At 60.8% G+C, this 11,541-nt stretch carries 11 protein-coding genes and 1 pseudogene; 7 read left to right on the top strand and 5 right to left on the bottom strand.

What is annotated here, in order from left to right; genetic code table 11:
* Positions 1-94: 94 nt before the first annotated feature.
* Positions 95-2,890, bottom strand: a complete 2,796-nt coding sequence (locus CKO15_RS09580) for a response regulator (RefSeq protein ID WP_200195510.1) — start codon at positions 2,888-2,890, stop codon at positions 95-97.
* 334 nt (positions 2,891-3,224) lie between these two features.
* Here CKO15_RS09580 and CKO15_RS09575 point away from each other — a divergent pair, with 334 nt between their 5' ends.
* The 3 genes from CKO15_RS09575 to CKO15_RS09565 all read left to right on the top strand — a co-directional run bounded on the left by CKO15_RS09575 (position 3,225) and on the right by CKO15_RS09565 (position 7,927).
* Positions 3,225-3,548: a hypothetical protein gene (locus CKO15_RS09575; protein WP_200195508.1), complete on the top strand. Its 324-nt coding sequence runs from the start codon at positions 3,225-3,227 to the stop codon at positions 3,546-3,548.
* A 204-nt stretch (positions 3,549-3,752) separates the two neighbouring features.
* On the top strand, positions 3,753-6,593 hold the full coding sequence (locus tag CKO15_RS09570) for a cation-transporting P-type ATPase (RefSeq protein WP_200195506.1): 2,841 nt from the start codon (positions 3,753-3,755) through the stop codon (positions 6,591-6,593).
* Positions 6,594-6,940: 347 nt separating this feature from the next.
* Positions 6,941-7,927 (top strand): alpha/beta fold hydrolase, encoded by a 987-nt coding sequence (locus tag CKO15_RS09565; RefSeq protein ID WP_200195504.1) that lies wholly within the window; start codon positions 6,941-6,943, stop codon positions 7,925-7,927.
* A 31-nt stretch (positions 7,928-7,958) separates the two neighbouring features.
* Here CKO15_RS09565 and CKO15_RS09560 read toward each other — a convergent pair whose 3' ends face one another.
* The 4 genes and pseudogenes from CKO15_RS09560 to CKO15_RS09545 form a co-directional block, all read right to left on the bottom strand.
* The gene (locus tag CKO15_RS09560; protein ID WP_200195502.1) at positions 7,959-8,396 is read right to left on the bottom strand and encodes a type II toxin-antitoxin system VapC family toxin; all 438 of its coding nucleotides are present in this window, start codon (positions 8,394-8,396) and stop codon (positions 7,959-7,961) included.
* Positions 8,383-8,649, bottom strand: a pseudogene (locus tag CKO15_RS09555) (AbrB/MazE/SpoVT family DNA-binding domain-containing protein); the annotation flags it as partial. The pseudogene CKO15_RS09555 and the gene CKO15_RS09560, both read right to left, overlap by 14 nt.
* A gap of 232 nt (positions 8,650-8,881) precedes the next feature.
* The gene (locus tag CKO15_RS14145; RefSeq protein ID WP_338036038.1) at positions 8,882-9,001 is read right to left on the bottom strand and encodes a hypothetical protein; all 120 of its coding nucleotides are present in this window, start codon (positions 8,999-9,001) and stop codon (positions 8,882-8,884) included.
* A 63-nt stretch (positions 9,002-9,064) separates the two neighbouring features.
* On the bottom strand, positions 9,065-9,430 hold the full coding sequence (locus CKO15_RS09545) for a response regulator (RefSeq protein ID WP_200195527.1): 366 nt from the start codon (positions 9,428-9,430) through the stop codon (positions 9,065-9,067).
* 200 nt (positions 9,431-9,630) lie between these two features.
* Here CKO15_RS09545 and CKO15_RS09540 point away from each other — a divergent pair, with 200 nt between their 5' ends.
* The 4 genes from CKO15_RS09540 to CKO15_RS09525 all read left to right on the top strand — a co-directional run bounded on the left by CKO15_RS09540 (position 9,631) and on the right by CKO15_RS09525 (position 11,425).
* Positions 9,631-9,873 carry a type II toxin-antitoxin system Phd/YefM family antitoxin gene (locus CKO15_RS09540; protein WP_200195498.1) on the top strand — a complete coding sequence of 81 codons (243 nt, stop codon included), beginning with the start codon at positions 9,631-9,633 and terminating at the stop codon, positions 9,871-9,873.
* On the top strand, positions 9,870-10,133 hold the full coding sequence (locus CKO15_RS09535) for a Txe/YoeB family addiction module toxin (protein WP_200195495.1): 264 nt from the start codon (positions 9,870-9,872) through the stop codon (positions 10,131-10,133). Before CKO15_RS09540 ends, CKO15_RS09535 begins: the two co-directional genes overlap by 4 nt.
* A gap of 120 nt (positions 10,134-10,253) precedes the next feature.
* Positions 10,254-10,883: a YqiA/YcfP family alpha/beta fold hydrolase gene (locus tag CKO15_RS09530; protein ID WP_200195493.1), complete on the top strand. Its 630-nt coding sequence runs from the start codon at positions 10,254-10,256 to the stop codon at positions 10,881-10,883.
* A 344-nt stretch (positions 10,884-11,227) separates the two neighbouring features.
* Positions 11,228-11,425: a diguanylate cyclase domain-containing protein gene (locus CKO15_RS09525; protein WP_274600139.1), complete on the top strand. Its 198-nt coding sequence runs from the start codon at positions 11,228-11,230 to the stop codon at positions 11,423-11,425.
* Positions 11,426-11,541 lie beyond the last annotated feature (116 nt).

Genomic DNA, 11,541 nt, shown 5'->3' with positions numbered 1-11,541 from the left:
CTGCTCTAAATAGGCGCGGTTCGCGCGCAGGACGCAGTAGTTTTGGTCGTGCAAAAAGATCGGATGCTCCATGGCATCCATAGCGTCGTCCCAGCTAGGAGTGGAGTGCGCTTCCATGGGGCTCTCCAGGGTTGGTGGCATCGGGTGGCTGCCGCCGTGCCAGCGATTCCAGCGACTTGATCCATTGCCGCAGCTCTGTACGATCCAACGGCTTGCCCAAAAAGGTATCAAAGAGCCCGCCCTCAAGGACCGTCTCGACCTCGCTGCGGGCGTAAGCGGTGTACAGGGCAATGGGCACCCGAGGGCGACCCTCGGCCTGCTCCTCGGCACGGATACGCTCGGCCAGCACTTCGCCATCGAAATCGGGCATGTGGCGGTCGAGCAGCAGCGCGTCCGGCCGTTGCGTTTGCCACGCTTCTAAGGCAGCGGTGCCGTTTTTGGCCGTGGTGACCGTGCAGCCGAGCTGCTCAAGCAGGACCTGGGCCAAAAAGACATTCGTCGGTTCATCATCGGCGACCAGCACATGCAGCGGGCTCGCTGGGGCCTCCTCGCCGCGGGGTAGGGGGGAGGTCTCCATGTCGGGGGCGGCATCGCGTTCTCTCTCTGGTGCTGCGATGGGCGTTAGCGGGAGCGTCACGGTAAACGTGGAGCCGACCCCCGGCGTGCTCTCGAGCGCGATTTCCCCGCCGAACAGCTCGGTGAGTTCGCGTACGATGGCTAGCCCTAGGCCGTGGCCGCTGCGCGAGCCCTGGTAGCCGGCGCGATCAAAAGCCGCAAAGATGTGCCCCTGCTGGTCTGAGGGAATCCCCGGACCGGTATCGCGCACTTGGAAGGTGATTCGGTCATCGAGCTCAGTGCATACCCTCAGATCGATTCCCCCCTCCTGGGTGTATTTGATGGCGTTGCTGAGCAGGTTCGACAGGATCTGTCCCAACCGGGTGGCGTCGGCCTCCACCCACTGTGGCACGCCGGCCTCAAGCCCACAGGTGCAGGTGAACGCTAGGCCGTGCTCGCCGGCGAGGTGGCGGTAGACGGTGCACTGGCTCTGAATCGCTGCATGCAGATCGAAGGGCGCGGGCCGCAGTTCGAGTCGGCCCGCCTGTAGTCGGCTCAGGTCGAGCAGTGAGTCGATCAGCTCCAGCAGGCGGGCGCTGGCGTGGCGGCACTGCCGCACGTAGCTCTGGCGCTCCTCCTCTCCCAAATCCGGTGCGGCGAGCAGCTCGACGAAGCCGGTCAACGCGTTGAGCGGCGAGCGCAGATCGTGGCTGACGGCGTTAAGGAAGGTGGTCTTGGCCGCCACCGCCTCGGCTAGCTCCTGTGCTGCTCGCTTCTGATCGCTGATATCGACATGGGTGCCCACCATGTAGCTTGGTGAGCCATCGGCCGCGCGGCGCAGGGTCTGCCCCCGGCCCTGCACCCAAAGCCAGCCACCATCGGCGCAGCGGTAGCGAAGCTCGATGGTGAATGGTCGGCCTTCGGCAAGGTGGCTTTCGACCACCGGTTGGACGCGCTCCAAGTCCTCTGGATGAACCATGGCCTGCCAGTCGGCGAAGGTTAGGGTGCGCTGCTGATCCGGATCGTAGCCGAGCATACGCCAGCACGCCTCATCCCAGCAGACCTGATCCGCCGCTAGATCCCAGTCCCAGACCCCGAAGCCGGCCGCCTCCTGGGCCATGCGCAGACGCTGCTCATGGGCAAATTGATTCGATAGATCGATGCAGGCAGCGATCTCGCCGACCACTTCGCCGCGCTCATTGCGTAGCGGCGCGACACTCAACTGGGCCTGAAAGCGCTCGCCGGTGCCGCGAATCAGCTCGCACTCCGTGGTGTAGCCTTCGCCGGTTTGCTGCAGGCGAGCGATCTTCTCCCGGACCTGAGCATGATCGGAAGGGTCGTGGAGGGTGTAGATGTTGCTGCCGATGAGCTGCGCGCGCGTGTACCCAAACATGCGTTCGGCGCTGCAGCTGGCCTCGCGCACCGTACCTTCTAGATCGGTCTCGGTCAGGGCTACATCGGGAATCGCCCGGAGAATGGCTTCAATCTGCTGCCGGCGCGCCTCACTGCGCTCCAGCGCCTCGCGCTGCTCAGTGATGTCCTGAATGGTCCCCTGGATGATCGACTGGCCGTGCTCATCCTGCCAGCGCTGAGCGATCTCGCGAACCCACAGCGTCCGGCCTCCGGGGTGGACGATGCGGTACTCCCCCTCGCAGGAGCGCAGAGTAGGGTTGGCCTCGAACTGGATCTCTGCAACTTGGTTGCGATCCGCCTCGGGGACTCGGGCGATGAACGCCTCCCAGTCCGGCAGCGGTCCCTCCGGATCGAAGCCGCAAAGCGCGTAGGTCATAGGCGACCAGATCAGCTTTCCAGTTTCCGGGTAGGCGAGCCAGTGGCCGATGGCACCGATTCGCTCGGACCGCTCGGCGCGCTGCAGGGCTTGGTCCAGGGCGTAGCACTGCGCATCGATCTCCGCAACTTGCTGCTCAAGAAGATCGGTCTTGTGCCGAAGACGCATGTGGGTGTCGACCCGAGCACGAACAATCGCCGGTGAAAACGGCTTGGTGATGTAGTCCACCGCGCCCAGGCTCAGGCCGTATTCTTCATCACTGGCCGCATCACGAGCCGTGATGAAGATGATGTCGATGGTGCTCGTCTGCGGGTCTGCTTTAAGGCGGCGACAGATCTCGTAGCCGTCGAGCCCCGGCATCTCGATGTCGAGGAGGATCAGATCCGGTTTGGGTCGATTCGGCGCTTGTAGCATGGCCAACGCCCGGTCGCCGGAGTTGGCCACCTGAACCCGGTAGTTGCCCTTGAGGATACTGCCGAGAGCCTGGATGTTGGTTGGCTCGTCATCGACCACCAGAATGGTCTGGAGCGGCTCATCGCTGCTCATGATTTTTCCTCTTAATGGTCGCCTCCGAGCAGCCTGTCGAGCCACTGCAGGGCCTCATCAAGCAAGAACGGTTCGACGCACTCCTTTCACCGGCGCGTGCTCGCCCAACCGCTCCATCTGTGCCCCCCCCTGTAAAACTCCTCCAACCAAAGACACGATACCCCATTCAGTTCAATAACCATAAAACAATAGGGTCTTCACCCGCCAGTGGAAGGCGCGTAGGCAGATCCTCGGGATCGACTATGCTACTCTTGGGTCCGCGTCCCAGGCTGGATACCGTTACCCACCATGGAAAAGACAGCAGCCACATCATTGCTCGTTGCTATCGTGACCGATGACGTCCTCCGAACGGGCACTGGATATTGCCCATAATGAGGGCGTTGTAGGCGCGACCCTGGTACCCGCGAGCGGCATTAGCAACCCACCCATCAAGACCTTTTTCGGCCTGACGTTTCAGAGTGCAATGAGCATTATTTTCTGGGTCGCCGAGGCCGACCGCGCCGATCGAACGGCACGCAAACTCCGCGATGAACTGGGACTGGACAGCCCCCGACAAGGCCTGGCCATGATCCTGCCCGTGGCCGCACTCTATGGGCTGAATCTTCAGGGGCGGGGACAGGTTCCAGGAGACCATCCCGCCGAGTCTGCCGAGAAGTAAGCCAGGAAAAGCGCTTCCGAGGCCAGCATACCGACGCGCCGGACGTCGACGATTAGCGATTGATGCAGTTGACTTAAAAGACCTCTAAGGTTTGCTGTGAGGTGGTGAACACCGCGACTCACGGTTGGTACGGCACGCCCCGCGGGAAAGAGAGAAAACCGCGGCGAGCAAGCGGGCAGCAAGAACAAGCGAGAGCATAGACAGATGGCCGATCAAGATCACCAGACCACATCAAGCCGCTCAGACAGCGCTGGAGAGGGCGCGGTTGATCACGATGCTGCCGCGTCTTGCTACCACGCCGAGACCGCCGAGGATGCACTCGAGCGCTTAGGGAGTCGCCGTCGCGGCTTGAGCGAAGAGGAGGTTGCGGCCCGGCTTGAGCAGTACGGCCCGAATCGTCTCCAGCCGCCGGAGCGCGCCGGCCCGCTGGTCCGCTTCTTTCGCCACTTTCATAACGTACTGATCTACATCTTGATCGCGGCGGCGGCCGGAACCGCGCTGCTCGGCCACTGGGTCGATACCGGGGTCATCCTCGCCGTGGTGCTGATCAACACCATGATCGGCTTTCTCCAGGAGGGGAAGGCGGAGCGAGCGCTTGATGCCATCCGCAAGATGCTATCGCCGCAGGCGGTGGTCGTTCGTAATGGCGAACGCTGTGAGGTCGCGGCCGAGGCGATCGTGCCTGGCGATGTCGTACTGATTCAGGCGGGCGATAAGATCCCTGCCGATCTGCGCCTCTTCGAGGCGAAAAATCTGCGCGTCGATGAGGCGGTGCTCACCGGCGAGTCGGTGCCGGTGGAGAAGGAGACGGCCGCGGTCGCCGCCGATGCGGCCTTGGGTGATCGGCGCGGGATGGCCTACTCCGGCACCTTGGCAACCTTCGGGCGCGGGCTCGGAGTCGTGGTCGCCACGGGGGCGCAGACCGAAGTCGGCCGAATCTCGGCAATGCTCGGTGAGGTTGATCGCCTACAGACCCCGCTGATCCGTCAGACCGAACAGTTCGGGCGGTGGTTGGCGGTGATCATCATCATCGTGGCCGCCTTTACCTTCGCCTTCGGCTACTGGGTCCGAGACTATCCGCTCGACGAGATGTTCCTCGCCGCCGTCAGTCTGGCCGTCTCGACGATTCCCGAAGGGCTGCCGGCGATTTTGACTATCGCCTTGGCGATCGGCGTACAGAAGATGGCACGGCGCAACGCCATCATCCGCCGTTTGCCGGCGGTCGAGACCCTTGGTTCGGTGTCGACCGTTTGCTCGGATAAAACCGGCACCCTGACTCGTAACGAGATGACGGTGGCGACCCTAGTCAGTCGGACGCAGCGGGTCACAGTCGAAGGGGTCGGCTATGCACCGCACGGCGGATTTTGCATCGATGGCGAGGAGATGGTTACCGCCGAGATCGACGCCGCACTGCTTGAGGCGTTGCGGGCTGGGGTGCTGTGCAACGACGCTCGGCATTTCCAGCGGGATGGCGAGTGGCACTTGCAGGGCGATCCCACCGAGGGGGCACTGCTTGTCGTAGGACGCAAGGCTGGGCTCGACCCAGAACGCGATGCCGACCGCTGGCCGCGACTCGATGCCATCCCCTTCGACTCTGAACACAAGTACATGGCCACCCTCAATAGCGACCACCACGGCTGGCACGGCGTCTATCTAAAAGGCAGCCCTGAACGGCTCCTAGAGTTGTGCGACTGTGAGCAGGTGAACCACTCGACCCAGCCGCTCGACGCCGCCTGGTGGGAGGCGGCGATGAATGAGATCGCCGGCCAGGGCGAGCGCTTGTTGGCTTTGGCGGTCCGCAAGGAGCCACGGGGGCGGCGGGAGTTGACCTACGAAGATGTCGAACGCGGCGGTTTTACCCTGTTGGCCGTGGTCGGCATCATCGACCCCCCGCGCGAAGAGGCCATTGGCGCGGTAGCGCAGGCACAGCAGGCCGGTATCCGGGTCAAGATGATCACCGGCGATCACTTGGCGACTGCGCGGGCTATCGGCGAGAAGCTGGGGATCGGCAAGAGTGCCACTGGGGAGATTAGCGGGGATAACGGCGGTGGACGCGCAGTAGCCGGACACCACGTCGATGCGGCCGATGACGCCGAACTGCGCCGTCTGGTTCAGGGAGTCGATATCTTTGCGCGCACGACGCCGGAGCATAAGCTGCGGCTGGTCCGAGCGCTCCAGGCCGAGGGCGGCATCGTGGCGATGACCGGCGATGGGGTCAACGACGCCCCGGCGCTTAAACGCGCCGACGTCGGTGTCGCCATGGGCAACAAGGGCACGGAGGCGGCCAAAGAGGCCTCCGAGATGGTCTTAGCGGACGATAACTTCGCCTCCATCACCCATGCGGTGGAAGAGGGTCGCACGGTCTACGACAATATCCGCAAGGCCATCCTACACATGCTGCCGACTAACGCCGGGCAGTCGCTGACCATCATGATGGCGATTCTGATGGGGTTGGCGCTGCCGCTGACCCCGGTGCAGGTGCTTTGGGTCAACATGGTGACCTCGGTGACACTCGCCATGGCGCTGGCCTTTGAACCGAGCGAGCCGGGGGTGATGCAACGACCGCCGCGTGACCCGCAGACGCCGCTGCTCTCGGGCTTTATGCTGTGGCGAATCCCATTTGTAGCGATCCTGCTCTGGATCGGGACCTTCGGTCACTTCCTGTGGATGGAAGAGGTCGTCGGCGTCAGCGATGAACTCGCCCGAACGGTCGCGATCAATACGCTGGTGGCGGGACAGGCGTTCTATCTGCTCAACCTACGCCTGATCTACGACCCGATTTGGCGTGGGTGGGCACTCTTTCGCTCCTCGGCGATGTGGATTGCCATCGGTCTGTTAATTCTGCTACAGCTTGCCTTCACCTACGCGCCCGTGATGCACGCCCTATTCGGCACAACTGCCATTTCGTTGGCCGACTGGGGCCGCATTCTGCTCTTCGGTGCTGCGCTCTTCGTCATAGTGGAGATCGAAAAGAGCGTGGTGCGCTACTTAGGGATCGGCTCCGAAAAGCGCGCCACAGGGCCAGTTAGTGACCACTCTAGATAATCCAGGGGAACCTGCACGGCGCCCGTACTGAGTGGATTGAACTGATACAGGCGATCCCAGACCAACGTCATGGACCTGTGGGTGGCGGTGGTGGGTTGACGCACGGTTTCCCTAGTCCTGGTGCTAGCGTAACCCGCTAGCACTCGCCTATAGGTCTGCGTTACCGTTCCTGAAACCATAGAGATGTGCGATGTGACCCGAGCGCAGCTTGCAGAGGCCATTGACCACGGCGAGAGCTTGAGGTCGCAGCGTGAAACAGTCCAAGAAAACGTCCGACAAACGTTACTTCGGCGTGCCGTTCTACCTGAGCGATCGTCCTTTCTCGCATAAGCGGCTGTTTATCAAACGTGGACCAAACGATGATTGCCTCCGTTGCGAGCAGTGAGGTCGATCCGGTAGCCTTCAGGCATATGCAAACAGATCGGAGTGGTGCTATGCTCTATTCAGTAGTATTGACGATGCTTGTGGCGCTCTCTGCCCAGGCCTCTCTAGCTTTCGCCAGTGGCGGCAATGTAGCCACACCTTGCAATATCGAATCTTCGCAGGTTGAGCTCGCTGAAGGAGAAATCTCTTTAAGCAAGGCGGGGGAGGGTGAGTCCGTTCTGCTGTTGCACGGGCTGTTCGCCGAGCGCTCTCAGTGGCACGACTACATCTGTCGGCTCAAAGCGTCTGGGTATCGAGCCATCGCCCCCGATCTTCCCGGGTATGGTGACAGTCGAGACTTTTCGCTAGAAGCGTATTCGCTACAGCATCAAGCGGACCTTATTGTTGAGTTGATGCAGCAGTTTGACCCTACGACGTGGCACCTCGCAGGGAACTCTATGGGAGGCACTATTGCCGCTTTGATTGCCGATCAACAGTCTGACGATGTACAGACGCTCGCCTTCGTTGGGGGACCGTTTGGTGTGGTCGATTGGAGCGATGAAGTTAAGAGTGCGCTGCGCGCTGGTGTGCATCCTTTTATGCCACGGACTTTGGAGGATTTTGATTTGCAGATGGATCTGCTTTTTTCGAATCCTCCGGACTTTCCAGAGAGTGTAAAGAAAGATATTGTACAGGACTATAAAGAGGGGATTGAGCATTTTCGGCATGTCTGGGATATCGTGCAGCTTGATAGGCGAATTATAGATCCGCTGCCAGAATTTCCAATGCCGGTTTTAACTGTTTGGGGGAGCGATGATGGTGTCTTTTCGATTGATGGCGCTGTTCATCTCAAAGAAGGGATGCCGGAGGCTCAATTTGTGGAACTGCCTGACGTCGGGCATCTACCGATGATAGAGGCCCCTACCCTGAGCGCTCAATTCCATGTTGATTTTATGAAAGCCGAACAGTGACTTCGCCACGGTTTTTGGATGGTGCGCAGAATCACGGGGCAATGACTTCAAGCCTAGCGAAGTAGTTCTTGTACGGGTTCGGATCGCGGGTTAGTACGCTGAGGTTGGACACCGCCGCGTGAGCCCCGATGAAGAAGTCCGGCAGAGGCTTCTGTTTGGTTCCGCCGCGACGTCGATACATGGCATAGGCCGCAGCGGTGAGTCCGGCGGCTGCCCACGGCAGCGATGTTCTGAGCGTGTCGTAGATATCGAGCATTGCATCCAGTGCTCGGATGTCTGGGCCCGGAATCAGGAGTTCAGAGAAGATGGCGATATTGACATGCAGCGGACTCCGCTCGCTGCAAACTTGTAGCTGTCCTACGGCCCAGTCATGCCATGGGCTCGCCTCGTCGATACAGTCCACCCATACGTTGGTGTCTACGAGTACGCCGGCTGTGCCGTCGTAGTCTGCAAGATTAGCTAGAGCCACGACTGCTTTGGTCCTTTGTCGGTTCGTCGCCGCGGATGAAGCTCATGATTTCGTCGGCGCCCAGCTGCTTGAACTCTGCGCTGAGGCTTCCACGTACCCGTGCCGCTGCTGCCTTAAACTTCGCTCGACGGTCCTCCTTAACGCTGGTGCTCACGGGTGTGATGACGATCTTGCTGCCTTCCAAACTGAAGGTGACTTCGCTGCCAGGTGCGACGCCCGCGGCCATGCGAATGTGCTTGGGGATGGTGACTTGCCCCTTTGCCCCTTGTCAGAAACGAGCATGCTGACCTCAAGAGTAGGAATCTGAGGTTGGAATCATGCCGCCTAGAGGCGACGACTGCAATATGCGTGGCCTTTTGATGCTTTAACGGCAGGCATTTCAAGGTGAGTCCTCGATCCGGAAGTGTTGGCGCTGATGTGTGATGCCGACGAAGTGCCACAATCGTCGCCGGAGATTCTGCATGCCGCCCTTGCAAACGTCGTGTTTAGCGCCTGTTCAACGCTGCGCTCATCGCGCACATCGAGAGGGCGATCGCTTTAGCTTGGGGGCCGATACGCTCTGCGGCGGCCCGGCACTCCGCCTCGTCGAGATCGCCTATGACCACACGCCAGTCGTCTTCGGCCAGGCGCTGCGCGATGCCGTAGCCAATCCCGCGGGCTGCGCCTGGCTAGGAGTGGAGTGCGTTGCCATGGAGCTCTCCTGGGTTGGTGTTGGCATCAGGCGGCTGCCGCCGTGCCAGCGATTCCAGCGACTTGATCCATTGCCGCAGCTCTGTACGATCCAACGGCTTGCCCAAAAAGGTATCAAAGAGCCCACCCTCAAGGACCGTCTCGACCTCGCTACGGGCGTAAGCGGTGTAGAGGGCAATGGGTACCCGAGGGCGACCCTCGGCCTGCTCCTCGGCACGGACGCGCTCGGCCAGCTCAACACCATCGAGATCGGGCATGTGGCGGTCGAGCACCAGCGCGTCCGGCCGTTGCCTCTGCCACGCCTCTGTCGCCTCGGAGCAGCCTGTCGAGCCACCTAGGCAGATCCTCGGGTCGGGGTGATGTGGCCGGGGTCTTCACCCGCTCGTGGAAGGTCGCCCTCAGTCGCGCCTTACGGCTGACCCCAGCGTACTGCCGACCCTCTTCGGTTCAGTGTCTCTCCAACACAGAGGACGTTCGCTTTGACGTACGTACCAAAGGGCGTACAATAATGCAAAGTTGAACACGCCAGAGCAAGAGGTGCGTCATGGCCGGAATCACTGCAACCGAAGCGCGCAGCAACCTTTATCGGTTGATCGACGAAACTGCCGAATCCCACCAACCAATCGTCATTATGGGTAAGCGGAACAAAGCTGTCTTGGTGTCTGAAGAGGATTGGTTGGCTATTCAGGAAACCCTTTACCTCCTATCTGTACCAGGTATGCGGGAATCTATTCGTGAGGGGATGGATACCCCTGTGGCCGAATGCGATGAGGAATTGGACTGGTGACATGGAAGTTGGTTTACAGCAAACAGGCTCAGAAAGATGCAAAAAAGTTGGCCGCCAGTGGCCTCAAACCAAAAGCCCAAGAGCTATTGACGCCGATAGCGGAAGACCCCTATCGCAAACTGCCGCCGTTTGAGAAGCTCATTGGTGATCTCGCTGGGGCTTACTCACGCCGTATCAATATTCAGCATCGGTTAGTGTACCAAGTGCTCGAAGAGGAGAGGGTGGTAAAAGTTCTCCGGCTTTGGAGCCACTACGAATAGGGGGTGCCGCGCGGCGAAGTGGCCCTCGAGGAGGTCACCTTTGGCTATCCTAGCCGCCGCAAGCAGCGGTTTTGCGCGAGATGAGCCTTACTGTCGGAGTCGGTCACTGAGGTCAGATCAATGATCCTTTACATCCACGGCTTCGGCGGCAGTGGGCGAGGCCACAAAGCAATGCTTCTGCGGCAGCAGTTACAGGCCGTTGGCTTCCTCGCCCCATCGCTGCCGACTCATCCGCAGCTGGCGATTGAGACGCTGAGCGAGCTGATCGAGTGTGTGGCGCGCTTCGAGCCCGTCGGCGTGATCGGCAGTTCCCTCGGCGGCTTCTACGCGCTCTGCTTGAGCGAGCGGTTCCCGAGTCTGCGGGCGGTGCTGATCAATCCGGCGCTGCGCCCCTACGAGACGCTGCGTTGTGCACTGGGACCGACCGGCGGTCTTAATCTCCACGACGGCAGCCGTTATGAGTGGCACGAAGGCCATCTGCAAGCGCTTCGATCCATGGCGCCGTCACAGTACCGGAAGGAAAACCTACTACTGCTTACTCAACTCGGCGATGAACTGCTGGATGCCCGCGAAGCGATCACCGCTTTGCACGGCTGTGAGCAGGTGGTTGAGGAGGAGGGCAGCCACGGCTTTGACGGATTGGAGCGTCACGTGCCGCGGATCCGTGCCTTTTTGGCAGCTGTGGAGGCGGGCAGTGCCCGGTGCGGGAGTCCAGCGCGAGGTCGGCAGTGCGAGGCGGTGGTGGGATGACCCCTGAAATCAACAACCCACCGCAGCGCAGAACCACGAGGGGAAGCCACCTGCGGCTTATTCTGCGCGCTCTTGCAATGGCTCTAGGGCGTGATTGGATCCTGTGCTACTTTATAGCGTGGGAATGAAATATCGGCACCAAATGATCAAGAGGATGCAGGCGGAACTCCCCCGCGGTGCGCCGTTTGACAGGTGGGTTTAACAGGTGAACTAATCGATGATCACCCCCATGGATCCCTCCGACAAGGATCATAAGGCCCGTCGGCGCAAAGCACCACTTAGGAGGATCCATGCCAAGAGCAGCCGTCTTCTAAGCCGTCTGGGTCTACGTCCCCGGCTTCTCATTGCGTTTCTGCCGCCGCCTGGCTAAGCGCGCCGAAGAACAGTTGTCGCTTCCTATCGAGGCCAAGGGCCAGCTGGTGCGGGTCGGCTGCAGTGTCGGTGTCGCCGTGGCCAACCCCGAGGAGACGCCCCAGGACTTGCTCAATCGTGCCGATGCCGCCATGTATCAGGTCAAGCAGGCCCGATCCAGAGGGCGCTAAGGTTACGCAGCTGCGGCCGGTGTAGTGCGCCCCAGTGGGGAGTGCAAACCGGAGGCTTGCCTATTGCCACGATAGTGGTATCTTTTTGGTATGCAAACATACCAATTTAGCGGGGG

Source organism: Halorhodospira abdelmalekii (assembly GCF_016583625.1).
Classification (GTDB): domain Bacteria; phylum Pseudomonadota; class Gammaproteobacteria; order Nitrococcales; family Halorhodospiraceae; genus Halorhodospira; species Halorhodospira abdelmalekii.
Note: the sequence above shows the minus strand (reverse complement) of the source record. Positions and strands in the feature narration are given on the sequence as shown.